Raw genomic sequence first — 25,899 nt, 5'->3', positions numbered from 1 at the left:
CGACGAGGTGGGAACCGTGACGACCGAGGACCTGGCCCCGCGCGAACTGCGCGTCCTGGTGGCCGTCGACCGCGAGCGCGGCTTCTCCGCCGCCGCCGTCGCCCTCGGCATGACCCAGTCGGCCGTCTCCCACTCGGTGCGCGGCAGCGAACGCAAGCTGGGCGCCGTCCTGTTCGAGCGCGGGCGGAGCGGCGCCACCCCGACGGAGGCGGGCGGGCGGGCCGTCGCGCACGCCCGGCGGGTGCTCCGGCTCCTGGACGTGATGGCGGCCGAGGTGCGCGGCGCTCGGAGCGGTGCCGAGCCCGACGTCCTCGCCGGGCCGCTGCGCATCGCGGCCTTCCGCAGCGCGGCGCTGCATCTGCTGCCGCGTGTCCTCGGGCGGCTGACGGCGCGCCACCCGGAGCTCGTGCCCGAGGTGCGGATCGTGCGGGAGGTCGGACGCGGCACGGCCGGCGAAGTCCTCGACGGGCGGGCGGACCTGGGGATCGCGACCATCGGGACCACCTCGCCGGTGCCGCCCGAGCTGGTCGGGGGAGTCCTGCTGGAGGAGGGGTACGCGCTGGTGCACCCCGCCGGGCACCCGGCGCCGCGCTCGCTGCCGCTCGTCGACTGGACCGAGAACTGCACCTCGTACACCAGGGAATGGTGGGCCGGGCAGGAGTGGCTGCCGCCCGCGACGGTGCAGGCGGAGGACGACGGCGCGGTGCTCTCGCTGGTGAGCACCGGCTACGGGATGGCCGTGATGCCCGAGCTCTCCCTGGTCGGCGCACCGCCCTCCGTCGAGGTCACCGACCTCGGCCCGGAGCGACCGACGCGTTCCGTGGGCTACGTCACCACCCCTGAGCTGGCCGCCTCGCTCGCCGTACGGGCGCTCATCCGGGAGCTGCGCGCCGCCGCGGGGTGACCCTCGTGAGACCCCGGGAGGACTCTCGGTCCCGCGCCGTCTCAGATAGTAGGAAGTCCGAGTAACTGTGGAGACAGATGCGTTGCTCTGCCCTAGCTTTGTAGAAGCCGAACGTCTCGCTACATCAGCGAATGGCGGTCGAGAGCGCGACGCCCCTGTGCAGGCAACCCCTGCGGCGGCGCTCCCCGCCCCTGCCGGCGCCTTCGATCATCACTGATCTCCGCACTTTCGGATCATCACTGATCTCTAGGAGTCGATCCCTCATGGCAACTCAGACCGCCCGCCGCGTCCGCCACTCCGCCGCCCGCACCAGCGACGAAGCCCGCCAGAACGCCGCCGCCGCCCTCCAGCGCGCCCTCGACCGCCGTGACAACGGCGGCTCCACCGGCCACTGATCCGCAGCTCCGCCGGGTCCCCCGCACGGGACCCCGGCGGAGCTCCGGTCGCCCGTTCGGGCTGTCCGTTCGTCCACATGATGGACGGAACGTGTCAGACGATGGGACGAAGAGTAGGGTGCCGACATGTCTCACAGCATCAATCTCGCAGTCATTCCCGGCGACGGCATCGGCCAGGAGGTCGTGGCCGAGGGCCTCAAGGTCCTCTCGGCCGTCCTTCCCCAGGACGTGAAGCTGGAGACCGAGGAGTACGACTTCGGCGCCAAGCGCTACCACGCCACCGGTGAGACCCTCACCGACGCCGACCTCGCCTCCCTCAAGAAGCACGACGCCATCCTGCTCGGCGCCATCGGCGACCCGTCGGTGCCGTCCGGCGTCCTGGAGCGCGGCTTCCTGCTGAAGCTCCGCTTCGCCTTCGACCACCACGTGAACCTGCGCCCCTCGAAGCTGCTCCCCGGCGTCGCCACCCCGCTCGCCGGACAGCCCGAGATCGACTTCGTCGTGGTCCGCGAGGGCACCGAGGGCCCGTACACCGGCAACGGCGGCACCATCCGCAAGGGCACCCCGCACGAGGTCGCCACCGAGGTCTCGGTCAACACCGCCTTCGGTGTCGAGCGGGTCGTCCGGGACGCCTTCGCCCGCGCCCAGGCCCGTCCGCGCAAGAAGCTGACGCTGGTCCACAAGAACAACGTGCTGACGTTCGCCGGCCACCTCTGGACGAACATCTTCACCAAGGTCGCCGCGGAGTTCCCCGAGGTCACCACGGACTACCTGCACGTCGACGCGGCGACGATCTTCCTCGTCACCGACCCGGCCCGCTTCGACGTCATCGTCACCGACAACCTCTTCGGCGACATCATCACCGACCTCGCCGCGGCCGTCTCCGGCGGCATCGGCGTCGCGGCCTCGGGCAACATCAACCCGAGCGGCGAGTTCCCGTCCATGTTCGAGCCGGTCCACGGCTCCGCGCCGGACATCGCGGGCCAGGGCAAGGCCGACCCCACGGCCACCGTCCTCTCCGTCGCCCTCCTGCTGCGCCACCTCGGCCACGAGGCCGAGGCCGTCCGGGTCGAGGAGGCCGTCTCGGCCGACCTCACCGAGCGTGGCACCGCCGTCCGTACGACGGCCGAGGTCGGCGACGCGCTCGCCGCGCGAGTAGCGAGCTGACCCGCGCAGCCGACTGACATCTGACAGCAGCCGCCGGGTCGCAACCTGCACCCGGCGGCTGTACCTGTGCGGCCGCAGGGTGCCACCATCGAACCCTGGACCGCGTTCACCCGTTTTCCGCACCGGTCCCCGCGAGCGATAATCGGACGTGGGGCCGTGGCATACGGGCATGCTCGGACGTCCACGCAGTCATGGACTTCGGTCGATGACCGAGTCGTGCACGCGGTCCTACACACACAACCGGTGAAGGACACGCAGACATGACGACGCCCACGATCGAGCTCAAGCCCTCCTCCAGCCCGCTGTCCGACGCGGAGCGCGTGGCGATCCTGGCCAACCCGGGATTCGGCCGCCACTTCACCGACCACATGGTCACCATCCGCTGGACCGAGGGCCGCGGCTGGCACGACGGCCAGCTCGTGCCGTACGGCCCGCTGCACCTGGACCCGGCCACCAACGTCCTGCACTACGCGCAGGAGATCTTCGAGGGTCTGAAGGCCTACCGTCGCCCCGACGGCTCGGTCGCCAGCTTCCGCCCCGACGCCAACGCCCGCCGTTTCCAGGCCTCGGCCCGTCGGCTGGCCATGCCGGAGCTGCCCGTCGAGACCTTCGTCGAGGCCTGTGACCTGCTGGTCAAGCAGGACAAGGCGTGGGTTCCGGAGCACGGCGGCGAGGCCTCGCTCTACCTGCGCCCGTTCATGATCGCGACCGAGGTCGGCCTGGGCGTCCGCCCGGCCAACGAGTACCTCTTCGTCGTCATCGCCTCCCCGGCCGGCCCGTACTTCCCGGGCGGCGTGAAGCCCGTCTCGATCTGGCTCTCCGAGAACCGCGTCCGCGCCGTCCCCGGCGGCGTCGGCGACGCCAAGACCGGCGGCAACTACGCGGCCTCCCTGCTCGCGCAGGCCGAGGCGGCGGCGAAGGGCTGCGACCAGGTCGCCTACCTCGACGCCGTCGAGCACAAGTGGGTCGAGGAACTCGGCGGCATGAACCTGTACTTCGTGTACGGCGACAAGCTGGTCACCCCGACCCTCACCGGCTCGCTCCTCGCCGGCATCACCCGTGACTCGCTGCTCAAGCTGGCGGCGGACCTCGGGCTGAAGCCGGAGGAGGGCCGCGTCTCCATCGACCAGTGGCAGGAGGACTCCGCCAACGGCACCCTGACCGAGGTCTTCGCCTGCGGCACCGCCGCCGTCATCACCCCGGTCGGCACGGTCAAGTCCGAGCGGGGCGAGTGGCAGCAGTCGGGCGGCGAGCCCGGCGAGGTCACGATGAAGCTGCGCGACGCGCTGCTCGCCGTCCAGACCGGCCGGGCCGAGGACACCCACGGCTGGATGCACGAGCTGGGCCAGTAGCCACGCCGCAGCGGCTGCCCCTCCGCCGGAGGGGCAGCCGCTACTCAGCGGCAGCCAGGGCTTCCGGGGCCGTGACGGTCCCGGAGGCCCTGTTCGGCGTCAGTACGGCGTACAGCGCGCCGCCCACCACGCCCGACAGCACGAAGCTGCAGTCGACCCCGCCCGTCAGGGCGAGCAGCGGCCCCTCGTAGAGCGGCGTCGACACCCCGGCCAGGCCGACCGCCGCGCCGATCGCCCAGGAGGCGGTGGCGCGCGGGTGCCAGCCCGCCGAGAACCAGTAGATCCCGCCGCGCGAGCGGTTGTTGTAGACCTGGAGCGCCTCCGGGTCGTACGTCCCGCCGCAGCGCGCGTGCCCGATCAGGGTGATCACGGCCCACGGCGTGCCGATCGCGGTGAGCAGCAGGACGAACGAGGTCATCGCCGTCTGGGCGTCCGAGGCGAAATGACCCAGGAAGACGAAGGCCGTCGCCACCACGGCGACCACGAGCGTGGCGCGCGCCCGGGTGGCGCGGGGCAGGATCGCGTCGAGGTCGAGTCCCATCGAGTACAGCATCAGCCCGGCGTTGCCGACGGAGCCGGCCGTCGCCGCGAGGAGCAGCGGCACCAGGTACCAGGCGGGGGAGGCGGCGACGAGAGGCCCCGCGTAGTCGAGGGCACCGCGGGCGGCGAGCGCCGTGTACGTACCGAAGAGCTGGGGGACCAGCAGGCCGACGAGCAGACCGAGACAGGTGGCGTACCAGACCTTCTTCGCGCTGTGCCGGGCGGGCGAGACGTACCGCGTGTAGTCGCCGAGCAGGGTGATGAAGGCGACCGGGCCGCTGAGTCCGGCGGCGACGGCGGAGAGCAGCCAGGTCGGCCAGAAGGAGCCGAGCAGGTACGGGGTGTCCGGTACGGCGGCGGTGGTGAAGTCCCCGGCGTACGCGAAGAGCCCGATCGCGAGGAGCAGGGTCATGCCGACGGCGAGCGCCTTGCTCAGCCTGAGCAGCAGCCGGTAGCCGTAGACCGCGGCGACGACCGTGCCGGCGGCGAGCAGGGCGTACACGACGGCGTGCGAGGCGCTGCCGGTCGGCAGGCCGACCAGCCGGGCGAGCGTGCCCACCATGACGTCCCCGCCGATCCAGAGCGTCAGGGCGGTGTAGCCGAGCGACAGCAGCAGTCCGACCACGGAGCCGACGAGCCGGCCGCGGACGCCGAAGAAGGCGCCGGACGAGGTGGAGAGGTTGGTGGCGGTGCGGAGGGAGACGAGCGCGAGCGGGGCGGTGACGGCGACGCCGACGACGGTTCCGGTGACGACGGAGGTGACCGAACCCCAGAGGTCGAGGCCGAAGGAGACCGGGAGCCAGCCGAAGACGATCACCCCCAGACAGAGGTTGGAGCCGAGCAGGATCGCCACGAGGTCACGGGGGCCGCTGGTGCGTTCGGCCTCGGGGACGGTGTCGACTCCGCGCTGTTCTATCGGCATGAGGACTCCTGGGGAGGGGAGCGGGGGCGAGCGCCCGGGGGCGGGACACGGGTGGCCCGGGGGAGCGGGACGCGAGTAGCTCGCACATTTAGAGTGACGCTCAATGTGGCCCATGGCTGCCGGTCGCGTCAATGCTTGGCATCACGCTCGTCAACATTTAGAGTGGCGCTCAAACAGGAGATGTTTCGGACGTGCGACCGACTCCCATGGAACGCGACCGGAACGCCCAGGGGTGGGGAAGGACCGGCGAGACCGTACGCCGGACCTTCCTCAACCGCCGCTACTTCCGCTAGGACCAGAACCATGACGTACCGCATGCCCGCCGAATGGATGCCGCACGAGCGCACCTGGATGGCCTGGCCCGGCCCCAACCCGACCTTCACCAACGAGGAGGAGCTCGCCGAGGCGCGCGCCGCCTGGGCGGCCGTGGCCCGGGCCGTACGCCGCCACGAGCCGGTGACGATGGTCGTCGCCCCCGGTGACGCCGACTCCGCGCGCGCCCTCCTCGGTGGGGACGTCGACCTGGTCGAGCGGGACCTCGACGACGCCTGGATGCGCGACATCGGCCCGACCTTCGTCACGAACGGCACCGAACTGGCCGCCGTGGACTGGGTGTTCAACGGCTGGGGCGGCCAGGACTGGGCCCGCTGGGAGCACGACTCCAAGATCGCCCGCCATGTCGCGGACACGGCCGGCGTCCCCGTCCTGTCCTCCCCCCTCGTCAACGAGGGCGGGGCGATCCACGTCGACGGCGAGGGCACGGTCCTGCTGACCGACACCGTCCAGCTCGGCGCGGGCCGCAACCCCGAGTGGACCCGCGCGCAGGTCGAGGCCGAGATCCACGCCAAGCTCGGCACCACCAAGGCGATCTGGCTCCCGCACGGACTCGCCGGCGACTACGGCCTCTACGGCACCCAGGGCCACGTCGACATCGTCGCCGCCTTCGCCCGCCCCGGCACGGTCCTCGTCCACAGCCAGCAGGACCCGGCCCACCCGGACTACGAGCGCTCGCGCATGTACGTGAGCATCCTCCGCGGTCAGACGGACGCCCAGGGCCGCCCCCTGGAGGTCGTCGAGATCCCCGCCCCCACCGTCCTCAGGGACGAGGAGGGCGAGTGGGTCGACTACTCCTACATCAACCACTACCTCTGCAACGACGGCGTGATCCTGTGCGCCTTCGACGACCCGCACGACGAACTCGCCGCCGAGATCTTCCGCCGCCTCTTCCCGGACCGCACCGTCACGCTCGTCGACGCCCGCACGATCTTCGCGGGCGGCGGCGGCATCCACTGCATCACCCAGCAGCAGCCGCGCGTGTAGGACGCAGCGCGGCCGCCAGGGCCAGCACGCTCAGGGCGAACATCACGATGCCCAGCGGGACGTGGAACGCCGACATGTGCGCGACACCGAGCACCACCTGCACCGTGGCGAGCGCGAGGAAGCCGGAGGCGTACAGGACCGGGCGGGGGGAGCCCCCGCCCGGTCGCCACGCCAGGACCGCGGCGAGCACGTACACCATCGAGGCGCCGTACAGGACCTTCGACCCGATGTCGTGCAGCTGGTAGCCGAGGGACGAGGACAGCAGGGCCCCGGCGGTGACGGCCTGGAAGAAGAGAGCCAGGGTCTGCAAGGCGATCGCGACCTGCGCGAACGTGAACCTGCCCGGTGCCGGAGTCGTCTGTACGGCCATGATGTGGTCCTCTCTTCTGCCGCGTGGCGGCGGCTCGGTACGCTCTCGACAGTCCGACGACACAGCCCCGCGGAATGTGAGGCGGGGCGTCGGGCCACGGGGAGACGTGGGGGAGCGGTCGCCATCATGAGCACGCAGTCGGATCCGGGCGCCGTCGCCGGCGAACGGCGTCATCTGACCGGTGTCGCCTACCGGTTGCTCGGTTCGCTCGCCGAGGCCGAGGACGCCGTGCAGGAGGCGTACGCCCGCTGGTACGCGATGTCCCCGCCGCGACGGGAGGCCGTCGCCTCGCCCGGCGCCTGGCTCACCACGGTCGTCGGCCGCGTCTGCCTCGACGTGCTCGGATCGGCGCGGGCGCGGCGCGAGCGGTACGTCGGGGCGTGGATACCCGAGCCGCTCCCCGACCGCGCGGAGTGGGGCGGCGCGGACGACCCCGCCGACCGGGTCGCCCTGGACGAGTCGCTGAGCATGGCCTTCCTCGTCGTCCTGGAGTCCATGACCCCCGCCGAGCGCGTGGCCTTCGTCCTCCACGACGTCTTCCGGTACTCCTTCGCGGAGATCGCCGAGACCCTGGACAGGACCCCCGCGGCCTGCCGGCAGCTCGCCTCCTCGGGCCGCCGCCGCATGGGCGCCGAGCGGACCCCCGCGGCCCCGTCGGCGGGGCAGGCCGGTCTGGTGCGGCACTTCAAGGAGGCGTGGGAGGCCCGGGACATCGAGGCGCTCGTCGGTCTCCTCGACCCCGACGCCGCGATGGTCGCCGACGGCGGCGGCCTGGTCGGCACCGTCCTCCACCCGGTCGAGGGCGGCGAGCAGATCGCCGCGTACCTGATCCACATCGCCGACAAGGCCCCGGGGCTGCGGCTCCTGGAGCGGACGGTCAACGGCCGGCCCGGGCTCGTCGCCCAGCACACCGGGGTGACCGTGACCGTCGCCGCGTTCGACCTCGACGGGGACCGCGTCACCCGCATCTGGGCCGTCCGCAACCCGGAGAAGCTCCGCGCGTGGACCGGGAACGGCCCCGCCCGGGCGATCCTGTAGAACATACGGGTGAGTCAGAGCAGCGACCCGACCCCACTCCACCCCCGCCGCCGCAACCAGGCCGCCCCGCCCCGCGAGGACGTCCTGGCCGCCGCCATGGACACCATCGCCGAGCGCGGGCTCGACGGACTGACCATGGCCGGGCTCGGGCGGCAGGTCGGGATGAGCAGCGGGCACCTGCTCTACTACTTCCGCACCAAGGACGAGCTGCTGCTGCAGACCCTGGAGTGGAGCGAGGGCCGGCTCGGCGCCGCGCGGAGCGCGCTGCTCGCCCGGCCGGGCACCGCGCGCGAGCGGCTCGACGGCTACGTCGAGGTGTACGTGCCCGCCGGCCCGCGCGACCCGCACTGGACGCTGTGGCTGGAGGTCTGGAACCGCTCGCAGAACGCCGACGACGACGCCCGGGTCCGGCAGGCCGCCATCGAGGGCGCCTGGCACCGGGACCTGGTCGCGATCCTCGCCGAAGGGGTCTCGCGGGGCGAGTTCCGGCCGGTCGACCCGGACCGGTTCGCCACCCGGACGAGGGCTTTGCTCGACGGCTTCAGTGTGCATGTGGCGGTCGGGATCCCGGGCACGGGACGCGAGCAAGTCCTGGAACACGTACGGGAGTTCATCGATCAGGAACTGCTGCCGCGACCGTAACGCACGTAAGTACACAGGATCGTTGTGCGCTACAGCCTTGTTGCCCGCGCGTGATCTCCGGCACGGTTCCGGTCCATGGGACGAGAGCAGTGGAAGAAGATCTGGGTCGGCTCCGCCGGCAACATGGTCGAGTGGTTCGACTGGTTCGTGTACGCGAGCTTCGCCACCTACTTCGCGGGGGCCTTCTTCCCCGAGGGGAACGACACCGCCAAACTCATGAACACCGCCGGCATCTTCGCCGTCGGCTTCTTCATGCGGCCCGTCGGCGGCTGGCTCCTCGGCCGGGTCGCCGACCGCAAGGGCCGCAAGACGGCGCTCACCCTCACCGTCACCCTGATGTCCGCCTCGGCGCTCCTGATCGCCGTGGCCCCCACCTACGCCGTCGCCGGCTACGGCGGCGCCGCCGTCCTCCTGGTCGCCCGCCTCCTCCAGGGCCTCTCCGTCGGCGGCGAGTACGCGGCCAGCGCCACCTACCTCACGGAGGCCTCGGCGCCGGAGCACCGCGGCTTCGCCTCCAGCTTCCAGTACGTCTCGATGACCGCGGGACAGATCCTCGGCCTCGGCCTGCTGATCGTCCTCCAGCGCACGATGTCCGACGCGGCCCTGCACAGCTGGGGCTGGCGCATCCCGTTCGTCATCGGCGCCCTCGCCGCGGCCGTCGTCTTCTACCTGCGCCGCGCGATGCTGGAGACGGAGGTGTACGAGGAGAGCGCGGGCGACGGGGTCGCCGCCGGCGAGCAGGGCACCCTCAAGGCGCTCTGGGCGCACCGCCGCGAGGCCTTCCTCGTGGTCGCCCTCACCATGGGCGGGACCGTGGCCTACTACACGTACACCACCTACCTCACCAAGTACCTCTCGAACTCCGCCGGACTGCCCAAGCAGACCGCGACCCTGGTCTCCTTCTGCGCCCTCATCGTCTTCGCCTGTCTGCAGCCGCTGGCCGGCCGGCTCTCCGACCGGATCGGCCGCCGCCCGCTCCTCATCACCTTCGCGGTCGGATCCACGCTCCTCAGCGTGCCGATCCTCGCGATGCTGAAGCACGCGGGCTCCTTCTGGCCCGCCCTCGGCCTCTCCCTGCTCGCGCTGCTCGTCGTCACCGGCTACACCTCCATCAACGCCTGCGTGAAGGCCGAGCTCTTCCCGACCGGCATCCGCGCCCTCGGCGTCGCCCTGCCGTACGCCGTCGCCAACGCCCTCTTCGGCGGCACCGCCGAGTACGTGGCGCTCTGGTTCAAGAACGCGGGCGTCGAGTCCGGCTTCTCCTGGTACGTGGCCGGCTGCGCGGCCGTCTCCCTGGTCGTGTACCTCTCGATGCGGGAGACCCGCGACATCGACCTCGGCCGGGTCGGCGGCTCCGGATCCGGCGGCCCCGGCACCCTGCCCGGACAGAAGCGGGATCAGCTGCCCGTATCGTGAGACCGCCGAACCGGCGGCCCCCCACCTGTGTCAGACTTCCGGCGTGCTTGCTACCACGATGATTATCGGCAGCAGCGCGCCGGTCCGCAGTGGCCACTGAACCGCGGCACAACCCCCGCGGCAGTGGACACCGTGCCTCAGACCCGCGCGCAGACCTCTCGCACCCGCGAGGGGTTTTTTCGTTTTCCGGCCCCACCCACGCCGGAAACGGACAGCGCGTGAGAATGGGGGCAAGTGGATCCAGACCTTCCGGAGCCACATCCGACAGGAGCCATCACAGTCATGACCACGGAGAACGACGAGAGCCCGCGCCTCGACGGCCGCCATGTCGACGACAGCTTCCACGTCTTCGACACGACGCTGCGCGACGGGGCGCAGCGTGAGGGCATCAACCTCACCGTCGCCGACAAGCTGACCATCGCGCGCCACCTCGACGACTTCGGCGTGGGCTTCATCGAGGGCGGCTGGCCCGGCGCCAACCCGCGCGACACGGAGTTCTTCGCCCGCGCCCGCCAGGAGATCGCGTTCAGGAACGCGCAGCTCGTGGCCTTCGGCGCGACCCGCCGGGCCGGTGGCAACGCCGCCGAGGACCCGCAGGTCAAGGCGCTGCTCGACTCGGGTGCCGAGGTGATCTGCCTCGTCGCCAAGTCCCACGACCGGCACGTCGAACTCGCGCTGCGGACGACGCTGGAGGAGAACCTGGAGATGGTCCGCGACACCGTCGCGTACCTGACCTCGCAGGGCCGCCGCGTCTTCGTCGACTGCGAGCACTTCTTCGACGGCTACAAGGGCAACCCCGCCTACGCGAAGGCCGTGGTCAGCGCCGCGCACGAGGCCGGCGCCGACGTCGTCATCCTCTGCGACACGAACGGCGGCATGCTCCCCGCCCAGATCCAGGCCGTCGTCTCCACCGTCATCGCCGACACCGGCGCCCGCCTCGGCATCCACGCCCAGGACGACACCGGCTGCGCCGTCGCCAACACCCTCGCCGCCGTCGACGCGGGCGCCACCCACGTGCAGTGCACCGCCAACGGCTACGGCGAGCGGGTCGGCAACGCCAACCTCTTCCCGGTCGTCGCGGCCCTGGAGCTCAAGTACGGCAAGAAGGTCCTCCCCGAGGGCGCCCTCGCCGAGATGACCCGGATCTCGCACGCCATCGCCGAGGTCGTCAACCTCACGCCCTCCACGCACCAGCCGTACGTCGGCGTCTCCGCCTTCGCGCACAAGGCCGGGCTCCACGCCTCCGCGATCAAGGTCGACCCCGACCTCTACCAGCACATCGACCCCGAGCTCGTCGGCAACACCATGCGGATGCTCGTCTCCGACATGGCCGGCCGCGCCTCGATCGAGCTCAAGGGCAAGGAGCTCGGCGTCGACCTGGGCGACGACCGCGCCCTCGTCGCCCGTGTCGTCGAGCGGGTCAAGGAGCGCGAGCTCCAGGGCTACACGTACGAGGCCGCCGACGCCTCCTTCGAGCTGCTGCTCCGTGAGGAGGCCGAGGGCCGGGCCCGCCGCTACTTCCGTACGGAGTCCTGGCGCGCGATCGTCGAGGACCGCCCCGACGGCACCCACGCCAACGAGGCCACCGTGAAGCTCTGGGCCAAGGGTGAGCGGATCGTCGCGACCGCCGAGGGCAACGGCCCGGTCAACGCCCTCGACCTGGCGATGCGGGTGGCGCTGGAGCGGATCTACCCGCAGCTCGCCAAGTTCGAGCTGGTCGACTACAAGGTCCGCATCCTGGAGGGCCGCCACGGTACCGAGTCCACGACCCGCGTCCTGATCACCACCAGCGACGGGAACGGCGAGTGGGCCACGGTCGGCGTCGGCGAGAACGTCATCGCCGCCTCCTGGCAGGCCCTGGAGGACGCCTTCACGTACGGGCTGCTGCGGGCCGGGGTCAACCCCGCCGAGTAGCCGCCTCGGAGGAGAAGTGGATTCGCCACCTATGTCTTGTTTGGCGCCATTCGGGTAGCTTCAATACATGAGGACCAGGCCGTTTCCCCTCCTGTCGGCCCTCGCCGGGCTGATCCTTCTGCTGCTCCTGGCCCTGGCCCCCTCCGTGGGCGCCAGGGCCTCGGGGATCTCCGACGCGGCCGCCGCCCTGAAGCAGGGCCCGGTGTACGTCGACCCCGGCGCCGCCGACCAGCTCTCGCAGGCCGACGCCGACGCCCTCGCCCAGAAGATCAAGGACGCGGACAAGCCGCTCTTCATGGCCGTCCTGCCGGCGAACGCCGAGTTCCCGCCGGAGGACCTCTTCCAGAACCTGCGCACCGAGACCGGCATCACCGGTCTGTACGCGATCCGCCTCGGCGACGGCTTCGACGCGAAGGCCGACTCCTCGGTCATGTCGCAGCAGGCCGTGCAGAACCTCGTCACCTCCGTGCGCCAGCCGGGCGTGGACGCGGCCACCGAGCTGAACAACTTCGCCGACCAGGCCCTCCCCACGCTCCGCGGCTCCGCCCCCGCCTCCTGGGGCTCCGTGGGCACGGACTCCGGGGTCCCCGTCGCCGGACTCGTCACCCTCGGCGCGGTCGTCGCCGTGAGCGGCGGAGCCGCCTACGCCGTCGTGCGCCGCAAGAGGCTCCGCAAGGAGGCCGAGGAGCGGGAGGCCCTCGACAGGCTGCGCGTCGTCGTCGACGAGGACATCACCGCCTTCGGCGAGGAGCTCGAACGCCTCGACTTCCACCCCGCCGAACCCGGCGCCGACGACGCCAAGCGCGGCGACTACGAGCGCGCCCTCGACTCGTACGACAAGGCCAAGTCGCTCATGGCCTCCGCGGCCCATCCGCACGACGTCCGCGGGGTCACCCAGGCCCTGGACGACGGCCGCTTCTCGCTCGCCCTCCTCGCCGCCCGCCGCGAGTCCCGCCCGCTGCCGGAGCGGCGCGCCCCCTGCTTCTTCGACCCGCGCCACGGGCTCTCCACCGAGGACCGCACCTGGCGGCCGTCCGGCAGCGCCCCCCGCGAGGTCCCGGTCTGCGCCGCCGACGCCGCCCGCCTCGACGACGGGCTCGACCCGCTCGCCCGCACCGTCGACACCGACTCGGGCCGCCGCCCCTACTGGGAGGCGGGCCCCGCCTACGGCCCCTGGGCCGGCGGCTACTTCGGCGGCGGCCTCCTCCCCGGCCTCCTCGTGGGCACGATGCTCGGCTCGGCGCTGTCCACCCCGGCGTACGCCTCCGAGTACGGCGGCGGTGACTTCGGCGGCGGTGACTTCTCCGGCGCCGACTTCTCGGGTTCCGACTTCTCCGGCGGTGACTTCGGCTCGGGCGGCGGCTTCGGCGGCGGTGACTTCGGCGGGGGCGGCGGCTTCGACGGCGGCGGAGGCTTCTGACCGCGGTGTGACGCCGTGCCGTGCCGGGCCGGGTGATCAGACCAGCGGCTTCACCGACATCAGCAGGTGCCGGTGGGCGGGCTCCTCGGCATCGGTGAGCAGGGCCCGCTGGCCGGGGCCGAGGAGATGGAAACGGACCTCTGCGGCGTCGAGCGAGGTCAGCGCGTCCAGGAGGTAGCCGGGGTTGAAGGCGACCGTCATGGACTCGGCCCCGGTGAGACCGCCCCGCAGGCGCTGGGAGGCCACGTCGTCCTCGTAGCCCGCCTGGAGGTGGACCCCCGAGGCGGTGAAGGTCAGCTGGACGGGGCTGTCGCCCTCGGCGACCACCGCCACCCGCTTGACGGCCTCGGTCAGCGCCGACCGCTCCGTCACCGCCAGGGCGTGGTCGCCGAGGGCGAAGAGCTTGTCGTGGCGGGGGAGCCGGCCGTCGAGCAGCCGGGTGGTGGTGCGCATGCCGCCGCTCTCGAAGCCGATCGACCCGGAGTCGAGCGCGAGGCGGGCCGGTCCGCCGCCCGCGAGGGAGCGGGCGATCTCGGTGAGCCGACGGGCGGGGACGACCACGTCGGCGGGCTCGCCGAAGCCGGCGGCGGGGCCGGTCGTGTCGGCCTGGCCGGTCGTGTCGCCGGGGCCGCCCGCCGCCACGCCGAGGTCCGGGTACCACTCCAGGGTGCGGACCGCGTACCGGTAGCGGTCGGTGGCCGCCACCGTCATCGTCGGGCCGTCCAGGGCGAGCCGTATCCCCGTCAGAACGGGCAGCGAGTCGTCCCGGCCCGCCGCCACGGCCACCTGCCCGACCGCCGCGGCGAAGGCGTCACCGTCGACCAGGCCCCGGAACTCGGGCAGCGAAGGCGGGGCCGGGTAGTCGTCGAGCGGCAGCAGGGACAGGCCGAAGCGGGCGTCACCGGAGGTCACCGAGAGGCGGGCGTCCTCGACGGCGAGCCCGGCGTACCCCCGGGGGAGCACCTTGCAGATGTCGAGCAGTCTTCGCCCGAGGACCAGGGCCCGCCCCTCGACGACCGTGTCGGCCTCGACCTCGACGCGGGCGGAGGCCTCGTGGTCGAGCCCGGACACCCGCAGCCGTCCCTCCGCCGCCTCAAGGAGCAGCCCGCCGAGCACGGGCATCGGGGAACGGGCCGGCAGGACGCGCGCGGCCCAGGCCACGGCGTCGGTCAACACAGCGCTGTCGATACGGAATTCCATGCCACCGACGCTAGACGCCGCCACTGACAACGGCGTCGACCAGCAGTTCCAGGCGTCCTTCGGCGAGTTAGGGGCGGAGGCGTCCGGCGGCGTCGAGGGTGGCGAGGCCGTGCAGGGCGCTCCAGACGAGTTCGGCGAGGGCGCCGGGGTCGAGTCCGCCCGCCGGCGGGCCCACGGCGCCGCGACCCGGCCGGCCGGCGGTCCGGCCGCGCGGGAAGGGAACGCCGCCCTTGATCGTTCTACGGTCTGACCACGACGACAGCACGCAAGGGGGAGAGGCACCATGAGCGACGCCCGCGTCCACGGCACCGTGGAGCCCGGATTCGAGTCCGTACGGGAGGTGTTCGCGGCGGTCGCCGCGAACGAGGCGCGGGACGGCGGCGCACAGCTCGCCGTCCACCACCGCGGCCGCCTCGTCGTCGACCTCTGGGGCGGTGACGGCGTCGACGGGGACTCCCTGCTCGCGCTCTACTCCTCCTCCAAGGGCGCCATGGCCCTGATCACCGCCCTCCTCGTCCAGGAGGGCGTCCTCGAACTCGACCGCGAGGTCGCCTTCTGGTGGCCCGAGTTCGCCGCCGAGGGCAAGGGGCGGATCACGCTCCGCCAGCTGCTCGCCCACCGCTCCGGCGTGATCGGCGCGGACGGCGGCCTCTCGGCCGAGGAGCTCGCCGACGACCGTCTGACCGCCGCCCGCCTCGCAGGGCAGCGCCCCCACTGGGAGCCGGACACCGGGCACGGCTACCACGCCCTGGTCATCGGCGCCCTGGTCGGCGAGGTCGTCCTGCGGGCCACCGGGCGGACGGTCCAGGAGCTCTACGAGGAGCGGGTCCGCGCCCCGTACGGCATCGACTACCACCTCGGCCTGCCCGAGGAGCTGGAGCCCCGCTTCCGTACGGCGCTGCCGATGCTGCCCACCTCCGTCGAGCAGGCGTTCCTGGAGGCGAACCCGATCGCCCCGGACAGCCTCATGGCCATCGCGTTCAACTTCCACGCCGACCCGCCCTTCGACATGGTCGGCTACGCCAACTCCCGTGCGGTGCGGGAGCGGGCGCCGCTCTCCGGCGGCGGCGTCGGCACCGCGCGCGGCCTCTCCCGGATGTACGCGACGATCGCCGGCGAGCTCGACGGCCGGCCCCCGCTCCTCGCGGCCGGCACCCTCGCCGAGTTCGCCCGCGTCCACTCGGCGGGCAAGGACCTCGTGACCGGACAGGAGAACGCCTTCGGGCTCGGCTTCGTCCCGCTGGCCACCCGCTACCCCTCCCTGAGCCCGGCCGCCGTCGGCCACAGCGGCGCCCCCGGCTCCCAGTCCTTCGCGGACCCGGCGACCGGCCTCGCGTACAGCTACGCCCGCCGCCGCTTCGGTTTCCTGGCGGGCCCGGGCGCGGCGGAGAACGCCCGCCTGGTCCCGGCGGTCGTCGAGGCGGCGGCGAAGGCCGCCTGAGCACCCCGTCCGGCGCAGGCCGCCCGAGCCCCGTCCGGCGCAGGCCGCCCGAGCCCGGTCCGGCGGAGGGCGCCCGAGCCCCGTCCGGCGGAGGGCGGCCTTGAGCCTCGTCCGGCAGGCCCCCTGAGCCCCGTCCGGCGGAGGCCGCCCGCGTCCGCCGGGTGGAGGGCCGTCCGCCCCCGCCCGGGAAACGCCGAGCGCCCGCCTTCCGCTGCTGCGGAGGGCGGGCGCGCTCGTGTGTCCGGAAGGGCGTCCGGGGTCAGGCGGCGTTCTTGATCGCGGAGATGTCGAAGTTCAGCTTGACCTTGTCGCTGACCATCACGCCACCGGTCTCCAGCGCCGCGTTCCAGGTGAGGCCCCACTCGGAGCGCAGGATCTCGGCCGAGCCCTCGAAGCCGACGCGCTCGTTGCCGTAGACGTCGGTGGCCGAGCCGTTGAACTCCAGGTCGATGGAGAGCGGCTTGGTGACGTCCTTGATCGTGAGGTCACCGGTGACCCGGTACTTGTCGCCGCCCAGCTGCGCGGCCTCCGTGGAGCGGAAGGTCATCAGCGGGAACTGCTCGGCGTCGAAGAAGTCACCGCTGCGCAGGTGGCCGTCACGGTCGCCGATGCCGGTGTCGATGGAGGCGATCTTGATGTCGATCGAGGCGGTGGAGGCGCCCGGGTTCGAGCCGTCGAGCTTCAGCGCGCCCTCGTGCTCGGCGAAGGTGCCGCGGACGTTGGTGACCATGGCGTGGCGGACGGTGAAGCCGATGCTGCTGTGCGCGGGGTCGATGCTGTAGTCGCCGGTCAGGGCGGCCAGGGCCGGGTCCACGGGGAGGGTGGCGACGGCGACGGCGGACTCGTTGCTCTTGCGGTTGAAGAGACCCATGACGTTCAGCTCCTTGATCGGTGTTTGTTGAACCTTCAACGAGAACGACTGTAGACCTATTCCGTTCAAGTTTCAACTTCTGTGGAGGATGTTCACCCGTACGGCTCCGAAAGTCGCCCGAGGCCCTCTATCGGACGCGCGTAGAACTGCGGCACCATCTCCCTGCGCGACGAGCACCACCTGCACAGCCGTCCCCACCCGTCACGGTCACCAGCAGGAGGAATCCCCCGTGAAGCTCCGCTCCGTCCTCACCGCACTCGCCCTCGTCCTCGGCGCCCTCTTCGCCCCCGGCTTCGGCGCCCTCTCCACCGCCACCGACGCCCACGCGGTCACCAAGATCAGCCATGCCACCGCGACCTCGATGTTCCGCTCCTCCGGCATCACCTGGTCGTCCTCGGGCAACTGCTCCAACAGGAACAACGCGACCTGCACGTCCTTCGAGCAGCTCAACCTCGCCACCGCCCAGGGTGCCCAGACCCTCAGGAGCGCCAGCGGCTGCGCCCTCAACATCACCGGCGGCACCGAGACCGGGCACGCGAGCGGCACGTACTCCCACTGGAACGGCTACAAGCTCGACTTCAGCAAGTACACGTGCGTCGGGAACTACATCAAGAACACCTTCACCTACATCGGCGTCCGCGGTGACGGCGCCCCGCAGTGGCGCTCGGGCGCGGGCAACGTCTACGCCGACGAGGGCAACCACTGGGACGTGACCTTCTACAACTGCGGCGGCTGCTGACCGCTCCCGGAACGCGCAGGCGCCTCGCGGGCGACCTCGTGAAGCGCCTCGCAGGGCCCCTCAAGGAGCCCCCTCCGGTGGTCACTTGGACTAACCGGAGGGGGTTCTTGGACTGGAGGGGCCCGCGCGGCGCGATCTCGTTGACGGTGCCGCCGGGGCGCGGCTGACTGGTCCGCATGTCCCTCCCCCCTTCGCGAAGAATCCGTGCGGCCTGCGCCCTCGCGGTGGCCTCGGCCACCGTGCTGGCCCTGTCCGGGCCCGCCCTCGCCGACGCGGCCACGGCCGCGACGGCCCCGGCGGCCGGTCCCGCCGGCCCCGTCCCCACGGCCGGCCCCGCCCTCACCTCCGCCCAGCTCTCCGTCGCCGTCGCCGAGGACTTCCCCCGCGTCCTCGCGTACACCGACCGCGCGACCGGCGCCCGCCTCCTCGGCAGTACGGCCCCGGTCACCCAGGTCGTCCTCAACGGCACCCCCCACGCCGTCCGGGCCAAGGGAGCCCCGATCCTGACCGGCTCCGCCGCCGCGTACACCCTCGCCTTCCCGGACCTGCCCGGCGTCGAGATCGACGCGAGCCTCCGCGTCGAGGGCCGGACCACCACCTTCCGGGTCACGGCCGTCCGCGACACCGAGACCTTCCGCGTCGGCACCCTCGACATCCCCGGCCACGACCTCGTCTCCGTGGGCTCGGCGGACGGCGGCGCCGCCACCGCCTTCACCCGCCTCGACCCGGACTCCACCCGCACCGCCGACGTCTTCGCCCAGGTCACCGACGCCACCGCCGCCGAGGCGAACCCGGTCGGCGCGAGCTACGCGATCGTCAGCACCGGGCGGCTGGCCGCCGCCGTCGAGTCCAACTCCAGCTACGACAAGCCCGCCGGCGCCTCCGCCCGCGACGGCGCCCGCTTCTGGCACCAGGCCCGCAAGAGCGGAACGGAGACCCGCGTCGGCGTCTGGTCAGGCCAGTGGACCTACCGCGGCGGCGGCGCCCCGGCGCCCGAGACCGGCGACGGCATGCCCTGGGCCAAGGTCGTCGTCACCCCCGACGCCAACGCCGACGGCGCCACCGACTGGCAGGACGGCGCCATCGCCTTCCGTACGATCGGGATCAAGGCACCCGGCAGCGAGCAGACCCCCGACCGGGTCGTCGCCCACATCCCGTTCAACTTCGCCTCCCAGGCCACCCACCCCTTCCTGCGCACCCTCGACGACGTCAAGCGCATCTCGCTCGCCACCGACGGACTCGGCCAGTTCGCCCTGCTCAAGGGGTACGGCTCCGAGGGCCACGACTCCGCCCACCCCGACTACGGCGGCAACTACAACAAGCGCGCCGGCGGCCTCGCCGACCTCAACACCCTCCTCAAGGAAGGCCGGAAGTGGGGCGCGGGCTTCGGCGTCCACGTCAACGCCACCGAGTCGTACCCCGAGGCGAAGAACTTCAGCGAGACCCTCGTCGACAAGACGAAGCCCGGCTGGAACTGGCTCAACCAGAGCTACTACATCGACCAGCGCAGGGACGTGAACAGCGGCGACCTCGCCCGCCGCTTCCAGCAGCTGCGCGACGAGACCGACCCCAACCTGTCGATGCTCTACATCGACGTCTACTACACGCACGGCTGGATCGCCGACAAGACGATGCAGGCCGTCCAGGCGCAGGGCTGGAACGTCGCCACCGAATGGTCCGAGAAGTTCGAGCGGGCCTCCCTCTGGTCCCACTGGGCCAACGACCTCGACTACGGCGGCGCCACCAACAAGGGCCTCAACTCCCAGATCGTGCGCTTCGTCCGCAACGGCGAGAAGGACGTCTGGAACAACCACCCGGTCCTCGGCCAGACCGCCCTCGTCGACTTCGAGGGCTGGACCGGCGAGACCGACTGGAACGACTTCACCGCCAACATCTGGCAGCGCAACCTGCCCGCCAAGTACCTCCAGCAGCAGAAGATCACCCGCTGGGACGGCAACGACCTCACCTTCACCGGCGGCGTCCGCGGCGCCGTCGAGAACGGCCGCCGCACCTTCCACGAGAACGGCCGCAAGGTCCTCGACGGGGAGACCTACCTGCTGCCCTGGGACGGCGGGAAGAAGCTCTACCACTACAACAAGACCGGTGGCACGACCAGTTGGGCCGTCCCCGCCGGCACCCGCTCGTACACCGTGTACCGGCTCACCGACAACGGCCGCGTGAAGACCGCCACCGTGCGGCCCGTCGGCGGGCGGATCACCCTCGACGCCGTCGCCGGACAGCCCTACGTCCTGTACCCCGACCGCGCCCCGGAGCAGCGCCCCGCGCGATGGGGCCAGGGCACCCCGGTGAAGGACCCCGGCTTCAACGACGCCGCGCTCGGCGCCTGGACCACGGCGGGCGCCGTCACCCGCGACACCGACGCGCAGGGCCGCAACAGCGCGAAGCTCGGCGGCGCGGCCGCCGCCTCCGTACGCCAGCGGATCACCGGACTCACCCCCGGCGCGCGCTACACCGCCTCCGCCCTCGTCGAGGTCGAGCGAGGAAAGACGCGCCCCACCACCCTCTCCGCCGGCGGCCGGGCCGTCACCGTCCAGCGCTCCGCCCTCGACGACCGGGTCGCCGCCTCCGACTGGAACGGCACCCGCTTCCAGCGCGCCAAGGTCACCTTCACCGCCCCCGCCGACGGCTCCGTCCCGCTGCGGATCGAGGCCGCCTCCGGCAGCGCGGCGACCGTCCGGATCGACGACGTACGGATCGTGGCCAACGCCCCGGCCACCAAGGCCGGAGCCGCCGCCTTCGAGGACTTCGAGGCCGTCGACCAGGGCTGGGGCCCCTTCCTCAAGGGCGACTCCGGCGGGACGACCGACCCGCGCACCCACATCGCCCAGCTGCACGCCCCGTACACCCAGGCCGGCTGGAACGGAAAGCCGACCGACGACGTCATCGGCGGCGCCGAGTCCCTCAAGTCCCACGACGAGAACAGCGGCCTCGTCTACCGGACCGCACCCTGGACCGTCCCGATGAAGGACGGACACAGCTACCGCGTCGAGTACGACTACCAGTCCAGCCACGCGGGCGCGTACGAGTGGGTCACCGGCTACGACCGGACGAGCGGCGACGGGCCGGCCGTCGAGACCCGCCGCACCCCGATCCCTCAGCAGCGGACCACCGGGCACTTCACCGAGACCGTCACGGCCGGCTGCGGCGACACCTGGACCGGGCTCCGCAAGCGCGGCGACGCCCCCGACGGCGCGGACTTCGTCCTCGACGCCTTCACCGTCACCGACCTCGGCCCGGCCGCCGAGCGGGCCGCCTGCGGCACCCTCGCCGTCACCGCCCCGGAGACCCTGGAGCCCGGCCGCGCCAACGAGGTCAGGGCGACCTTCACCAACGACGAGGCCGCCGCGGTCACCGGCGCCCGCGCCACGCTCACCCTCCCCGAGGGCTGGAGCGCCGAACCGGCCGCGCCCGTCGCCCTCGACCCCGTCGCGGCGGGCGGCACCACCACCGTCGCCTGGCGGGTCACCCCGCCCGTGGACGCCGCCTACCGGCCGTACACGCTGGGCGCCGAGGTCTCGTACGACCTCGGGGGAGCGGCCCGCAGGCTCACCGCCGCCACCACCGTCCGCACCCTGCCCCCGCCGCCCACCGCCGACAGCTGGGCGAGCGACCTCGACTGGACCTCCGCCACCAACGGCTGGGGCCCCGTCGAGCGCGACCTCTCCAACGGCGAGACCGGCACAGGGGACGGCTCCCCGCTGCGGATCGGGGGAGTCGCGTACGCCAAGGGACTCGGCAGCCACGCCCCCGCCAAGGTCCGCTACTACCTGGGCGGCAGGTGCACCTCCCTCACCGCCGAGGTCGGGGTCGACGACGTCCAGACCAGCCGGGGCACCGTCCGGTTCAGCGTCCTCGCGGACGGCACGGAGAAGGCGAAGTCCCCGGTCCTCAAGGCCACGGACGCGGCCTGGGCCCTGACCGCCGACGTCACCGGCGCCTCCTACGTCGAGCTCGTGGTGGACGACGGCGGCGACGGGAACGGCAACGACCACGCGGACTGGGGGAACGCCCGCTTCCACTGCGCGCCCTGACCGGGCGCCAGAAGGCAGCAAGCGCTTTCGCCCAGTCCGGCCGCAAGCCCTGCCGTGCTCATTGATTGCGTCGGAAAACCGGTGTTACACCAGGCGCCGAACGGTCTCCACCACTTCCCCCGGGAGGCTCCCGTGCCCGTCCCCGCCTGGTCCCGCCGTACGTTCCTGATCACCGCGTCCGCCACGGCGGCGGCCCTCGGACTCCCGCTCCCCGCAGCCGCGGCGGACGACGAGTTCAAGGTCCTCCGCCTCCGCTGGCTCGACCTCCAGCTCGGCTCCGGCTTCGACGCCGGGGCCGAGCCCTACGCCTCCCGCCTCGCCGAGACGGGCACGCTCGCCCGGACGTTCCGCGCCGCCATGGCCCCGGCGCCCGCCTCGCTCTGGCCCGGGGTCCCCTTCGACCCGCCGGCCGGCATCACCCAGAGCTACAGCCGCCTGTGGACCATGACCCAGGCGTACGTCCAGCCCGGCACCGGGCTGACCGGCGACGCCGGACTGCTCGACGACGTCCTGCGCGGCCTCGACCACCTCTCCGCCACGGTCTACCGCGCGGGCGCCCCCCGCTACGGCAACTGGTGGGAGTGGCAGATCGGCAGCCCCCGCCTCCTCATGGACGTCGTCGCCGCGCTCCACCCGCACCTCGGCGCCGAACGGATCGCCGCCGCCTGCGCCGCCGTCGACCACTTCGTGCCCGACTCGGTCCTCGGCGACTACACGGGCACCTCCACCGGCGCCAACCGCGTGGACCTGTGCCGCTCGGTCGCCCTGCGCGGGGTCCTCGGCGCGGACCCGGCCAAGATCGCCCTGGCCCGCGACGCCCTCTCGCCCGTCTTCCCGTACGTCACCAAGGGCGACGGCCTCTACGCCGACGGCTCCTTCGTCCAGCACACCTGGGTCGCCTACTCCGGCACCTACGGCCAGGTCATGCTCGACGGCCTCGGCCGCCTCTTCTCGCTCCTCGCCGGGTCCACCTGGGCCGTCACCGACCCGAACCGGCAGATCGTCCTCGACAGCGTCGAGAAGGCGTACGCGCCCCTCATCCACGACGGCCTGATGATGGACAGCGTCAACGGCCGCGCGATCAGCCGCGGCCTCCTGAAGAACGACGACCGGCAGATCCTGCGCTCCGACCACTTCCACGGCCAGGGCGTGATCGCGGCGATCGCCCTCCTCGCCGGCGGGGCCTCGCCCGCCGAGCGCGACCGCTGGCACGCGCGCGTGAAGGGGTGGATCCAGCGGGACACCGTCTCCCCGGTCCTCGCCGCCCGCCAGTTCGGCGTCGCCGACCTCGCCCGGCTGCACGCCGTGGCAGCCGCCCCCGTCCCCGCCGCCCCCGAACCCACCGGGCACCGGCTCTTCACCGCCATGGACCGCGCCGTGCACCGCCGCCCCGGCTGGGCCGCGAACATTGCCATGGCCTCGGACCGGATCTCGTACTACGAGTGCGGCAACGGCGAGAACCCACGCGGCTGGCACACCGGCGCCGGCATGCTCTCCTGGTGGGCCCCCGGCCTCGGCGACCAGTACACCGACTGGTTCTGGCCCACCGTCGACCCGTACCGCCTCCCCGGCACCACCGTCTCCACGAAGCGCCTCGCCGACCGGGCGGGCGGCGAGTGGGGCGCGCCCCGGCCGGCCGTGCGCTGGGTCGGCGGGGCCACCGACGGCGAGTACGCGGCCGTCGGCCAGCACCTCAAGGGCCTGGGCTCCACCCTGGAGGCCCGCAAGTCCTGGTTCTGCGCGGCGGACGCCGTCATCTGCCTCGGCGCCGGGATCACCGCGACCGACGGCGTGCCCGTCGAGACGGTCGTCGACAACCGGCTCCTCGGCGAGTCCGGCACCCGGGCCTTCGCCACCGGCGCCCGCTGGGCGCACCTGGAGGGCCACGGCGGCTGGGTCCTCCCCGACGGCACCGGGAACCTCCGCACGGTCCAGGAGGACCGCACCGGGGCCTGGAGCGACATCAACACGACCGGTTCGACCGAGCGCCGCGCCCGCCGCTACCGGACGCTCTGGCTGGACCACGGCACGGACCCGGTCGCGGCCTCGTACGCGTACCTCCTGATGCCGGGGGCCTCCCGGTACCGGGTCGCCGCCCGCGCCGCCGACCCGGACTGGCTGCAGGTTCTCGACAACACCGCCGAGCGCCAGGCGGTCGCCGTCCCGTCCCTCGGACTGACCGCGGCGAACTTCTGGACGGCCGGTACGGTGGGGCCCCTCACGGTCACCGCCCCGGCGAGCGTCCTCGCCCGCAGGCGCCGCTCGGTCCTGGACCTGAGGCTCGCCGAACCTCCCCGCACGGGCCTGCAGCTGGAGCTGGTCTGGAACCGTCCGGTCCGCCGGGTGCTCGCCCACGACCCCTCGGTGGAGGTGCTCGGCGCGGGCGCGGCGCTCCGTCTGCGGATCACCCCCGGTACGGCCGGAGCCACGCACCGTTGCGAGGTCCTTCTCTAGCGCTATGTGAGAACCCCACAAACACGGGGGGTGTCCGGCTGTTGACTCGGGCTGGACGGGCGACGGTTCTGTCCAGCCCCACCAGGAATCGACACGGGAGACTGTACGGAGTCGACGGCGGAGTTTTCTTCCTCGACTTCGTAGGGTCGGTACATGACCGTTGTGGACCAGATCCCGAGCGAGCCCGCTGATGCCCGTGGCCGAGTGGCCGAGCTGCACGTCCTGCGTGAGCAGGCGCTCCGCGGCCCGAGTGACCGCGCCACCGAGGCGCAGCACGCGAAGGGCAAGCTGACCGCTCGCGAGCGCATCGAGCTGCTTCTCGACGCCGGTTCCTTCAGCGAGGTCGAGCAGCTGCGCCGCCACCGGGCGACGGGCTTCGGCCTGGAGGCGAAGAAGCCCTACACCGACGGTGTCATCACCGGCTGGGGCACGGTCGAGGGCCGCACGGTCTTCGTCTACGCGCACGACTTCCGGATCTTCGGCGGCGCGCTGGGCGAGGCCCACGCCACGAAGATCCACAAGATCATGGACATGGCCATCGCGGCCGGCGCCCCGCTGGTCTCCCTGAACGACGGCGCCGGCGCCCGTATCCAGGAGGGCGTCTCGGCGCTCGCCGGCTACGGCGGCATCTTCCAGCGCAACACCAAGGCCTCGGGTGTCATCCCGCAGATCTCGGTGATGCTCGGCCCGTGTGCCGGCGGCGCGGCCTACAGCCCCGCCCTGACCGACTTCGTCTTCATGGTCCGCGAGACCTCGCAGATGTTCATCACCGGCCCGGACGTCGTCAAGGCGGTCACCGGCGAGGAGATCTCCCAGAACGGCCTCGGCGGCGCCGACGTGCACGCCGAGACCTCGGGCGTCGCGCACTTCGCGTACGACGACGAGGAGACCTGCATCGCGGAGGTCCGCTACCTCCTGTCGATGCTCCCGCAGAACAACCGCGAGAACCCGCCGACCGTCGCCTCCGAGGACCCGGCGGACCGCCGCTCGGACGTCCTGCTCGACCTGGTGCCCGCCGACGGCAACCGCCCGTACGACATGCACAAGGTCATCGAGGAGCTCGTCGACGAGGGCGACTACCTGGAGATCCACGAGCGCTGGGCGCGCAACATCATCTGCGCCCTGGCCCGGCTCGACGGCCAGGTCGTCGGCATCGTCGCCAACCAGCCCCAGTCGCTGGCCGGTGTCCTGGACATCGAGGCCTCCGAGAAGGCCGCGCGCTTCGTGCAGATGTGCGACGCCTTCAACATTCCGATCATCACCCTTTTGGACGTCCCCGGCTTCCTGCCGGGCGTCGACCAGGAGCACGGTGGAATCATCCGGCACGGCGCCAAGCTGCTCTACGCGTACTGCAACGCGACCGTGCCCCGGATCAGCCTGATCCTGCGCAAGGCGTACGGCGGCGCTTACATCGTCATGGACTCCCAGTCCATCGGCGCCGACCTGACGTACGCCTGGCCCACCAACGAAATCGCGGTCATGGGCGCCGAGGGCGCCGCCAACGTGATCTTCCGCAAGCAGATCGCCGAGGCCGAGGACTCCGAGGCCATGCGCACCCGCATGGTCAAGGAGTACAAGGCCGAGCTGATGCACCCGTACTACGCGGCGGAGCGCGGCCTGGTCGACGACGTCATCGACCCCGCGGACACCCGACAGGTGCTCATCCGGTCCCTCGCGATGCTCCGCACCAAGCACGCCGACCTGCCGTCCCGCAAGCACGGCAACCCGCCTCAGTAAGAGGA

Annotated in this window: 20 protein-coding genes; 16 read left to right on the top strand and 4 right to left on the bottom strand. The window is 72.4% G+C overall.

All coding sequences use genetic code 11. The annotated features are described in order from the left end of the window. Positions 1–16: 16 nt before the first annotated feature. The 4 genes from ACF08F_RS27210 (at position 17) to ACF08F_RS27195 (ending at position 3,818) form a co-directional block, all read left to right on the top strand. Positions 17–904: a LysR family transcriptional regulator gene (locus ACF08F_RS27210; RefSeq protein WP_392301137.1), complete on the top strand. Its 888-nt coding sequence runs from the start codon at positions 17–19 to the stop codon at positions 902–904. A 263-nt stretch (positions 905–1,167) separates the two neighbouring features. Further along, entirely contained in the window at positions 1,168–1,299 is a 132-nt protein-coding gene (locus ACF08F_RS27205; RefSeq protein WP_390483465.1) for a hypothetical protein, read from the top strand. A 126-nt stretch (positions 1,300–1,425) separates the two neighbouring features. After that, positions 1,426–2,466 carry a 3-isopropylmalate dehydrogenase gene (locus tag ACF08F_RS27200; RefSeq protein WP_392301136.1) on the top strand — a complete coding sequence of 347 codons (1,041 nt, stop codon included), beginning with the start codon at positions 1,426–1,428 and terminating at the stop codon, positions 2,464–2,466. A 260-nt stretch (positions 2,467–2,726) separates the two neighbouring features. After that, positions 2,727–3,818: a branched-chain amino acid aminotransferase gene (locus ACF08F_RS27195; RefSeq protein WP_392301135.1), complete on the top strand. Its 1,092-nt coding sequence runs from the start codon at positions 2,727–2,729 to the stop codon at positions 3,816–3,818. Between the two features lie 40 nt (positions 3,819–3,858). Here the strand turns inward: ACF08F_RS27195 and ACF08F_RS27190 are convergent, their stop codons facing one another. After that, a complete protein-coding gene (locus ACF08F_RS27190) occupies positions 3,859–5,280 on the bottom strand; it encodes a cytosine permease (RefSeq protein ID WP_392301134.1) in 1,422 nt (473 codons plus the stop codon). A 303-nt stretch (positions 5,281–5,583) separates the two neighbouring features. Here ACF08F_RS27190 and ACF08F_RS27185 point away from each other — a divergent pair, with 303 nt between their 5' ends. Continuing rightward, on the top strand, positions 5,584–6,600 hold the full coding sequence (locus ACF08F_RS27185; RefSeq protein WP_392301133.1) for an agmatine/peptidylarginine deiminase: 1,017 nt from the start codon (positions 5,584–5,586) through the stop codon (positions 6,598–6,600). Here ACF08F_RS27185 and ACF08F_RS27180 read toward each other — a convergent pair. Beyond that, positions 6,575–6,970 (bottom strand): hypothetical protein, encoded by a 396-nt coding sequence (locus ACF08F_RS27180; protein WP_392301132.1) that lies wholly within the window; start codon positions 6,968–6,970, stop codon positions 6,575–6,577. The two genes, ACF08F_RS27185 and ACF08F_RS27180, sit on opposite strands and share 26 nt — an antisense overlap. A gap of 126 nt (positions 6,971–7,096) precedes the next feature. Between ACF08F_RS27180 and sigJ the strand changes: the two genes are divergently transcribed. The 5 genes from sigJ to ACF08F_RS27155 all read left to right on the top strand — a co-directional run bounded on the left by sigJ (position 7,097) and on the right by ACF08F_RS27155 (position 13,400). Continuing rightward, positions 7,097–8,008: an RNA polymerase sigma factor SigJ gene (gene sigJ, locus ACF08F_RS27175; RefSeq protein WP_392301131.1), complete on the top strand. Its 912-nt coding sequence runs from the start codon at positions 7,097–7,099 to the stop codon at positions 8,006–8,008. Between the two features lie 96 nt (positions 8,009–8,104). Further along, positions 8,105–8,650, top strand: coding sequence for a TetR/AcrR family transcriptional regulator (locus ACF08F_RS27170; RefSeq protein WP_392301152.1), 546 nt, complete (start codon positions 8,105–8,107; stop codon positions 8,648–8,650). 75 nt (positions 8,651–8,725) lie between these two features. Further along, a complete protein-coding gene (locus ACF08F_RS27165; RefSeq protein ID WP_392301130.1) occupies positions 8,726–10,066 on the top strand; it encodes an MFS transporter in 1,341 nt (446 codons plus the stop codon). A 282-nt stretch (positions 10,067–10,348) separates the two neighbouring features. Continuing rightward, positions 10,349–11,980 (top strand): citramalate synthase, encoded by a 1,632-nt coding sequence (gene cimA, locus ACF08F_RS27160; protein WP_392301129.1) that lies wholly within the window; start codon positions 10,349–10,351, stop codon positions 11,978–11,980. Between the two features lie 67 nt (positions 11,981–12,047). Beyond that, positions 12,048–13,400 carry a hypothetical protein gene (locus tag ACF08F_RS27155; protein WP_392301128.1) on the top strand — a complete coding sequence of 451 codons (1,353 nt, stop codon included), beginning with the start codon at positions 12,048–12,050 and terminating at the stop codon, positions 13,398–13,400. A 36-nt stretch (positions 13,401–13,436) separates the two neighbouring features. Here the strand turns inward: ACF08F_RS27155 and dnaN are convergent, their stop codons facing one another. Then, on the bottom strand, positions 13,437–14,600 hold the full coding sequence (gene dnaN, locus ACF08F_RS27150; RefSeq protein WP_392301127.1) for a DNA polymerase III subunit beta: 1,164 nt from the start codon (positions 14,598–14,600) through the stop codon (positions 13,437–13,439). Here dnaN and ACF08F_RS27145 point away from each other — a divergent pair. Together ACF08F_RS27145 and ACF08F_RS27140 are read left to right on the top strand one after the other, a co-directional pair. Then, entirely contained in the window at positions 14,599–14,850 is a 252-nt protein-coding gene (locus ACF08F_RS27145) for a hypothetical protein (protein ID WP_392301126.1), read from the top strand. The two genes, dnaN and ACF08F_RS27145, sit on opposite strands and share 2 nt — an antisense overlap. Before the next feature lie 33 nt (positions 14,851–14,883). Next, complete coding sequence (locus ACF08F_RS27140; protein WP_392301125.1) at positions 14,884–16,041, top strand: serine hydrolase domain-containing protein; 1,158 nt, start codon at positions 14,884–14,886, stop codon at positions 16,039–16,041. A gap of 259 nt (positions 16,042–16,300) precedes the next feature. On the opposite strand, the gene ACF08F_RS27135 is transcribed toward ACF08F_RS27140, so the two are convergent. Next, positions 16,301–16,912 carry a YceI family protein gene (locus ACF08F_RS27135; protein ID WP_392301151.1) on the bottom strand — a complete coding sequence of 204 codons (612 nt, stop codon included), beginning with the start codon at positions 16,910–16,912 and terminating at the stop codon, positions 16,301–16,303. A 229-nt stretch (positions 16,913–17,141) separates the two neighbouring features. Between ACF08F_RS27135 and ACF08F_RS27130 the strand changes: the two genes are divergently transcribed. The 4 genes from ACF08F_RS27130 (at position 17,142) to ACF08F_RS27115 (ending at position 25,894) form a co-directional block, all read left to right on the top strand. Further along, positions 17,142–17,651: a hypothetical protein gene (locus tag ACF08F_RS27130; protein WP_392301124.1), complete on the top strand. Its 510-nt coding sequence runs from the start codon at positions 17,142–17,144 to the stop codon at positions 17,649–17,651. 176 nt (positions 17,652–17,827) lie between these two features. After that, positions 17,828–21,703 carry an endo-alpha-N-acetylgalactosaminidase family protein gene (locus tag ACF08F_RS27125; RefSeq protein WP_392301123.1) on the top strand — a complete coding sequence of 1,292 codons (3,876 nt, stop codon included), beginning with the start codon at positions 17,828–17,830 and terminating at the stop codon, positions 21,701–21,703. 132 nt (positions 21,704–21,835) lie between these two features. Continuing rightward, on the top strand, positions 21,836–24,157 hold the full coding sequence (locus ACF08F_RS27120; protein WP_392301122.1) for a polysaccharide lyase 8 family protein: 2,322 nt from the start codon (positions 21,836–21,838) through the stop codon (positions 24,155–24,157). A gap of 153 nt (positions 24,158–24,310) precedes the next feature. After that, the gene (locus ACF08F_RS27115) at positions 24,311–25,894 is read left to right on the top strand and encodes an acyl-CoA carboxylase subunit beta (protein WP_392301121.1); all 1,584 of its coding nucleotides are present in this window, start codon (positions 24,311–24,313) and stop codon (positions 25,892–25,894) included. The last annotated feature ends 5 nt before the right edge of the window (positions 25,895–25,899 follow it).

The organism is Streptomyces sp. NPDC015130, assembly GCF_043080005.1.
GTDB lineage: Bacteria > Actinomycetota > Actinomycetes > Streptomycetales > Streptomycetaceae > Streptomyces.
The sequence above is the reverse complement of the archived record's forward strand: the minus strand, read 5'-3'. Positions and strand labels throughout refer to the sequence as shown.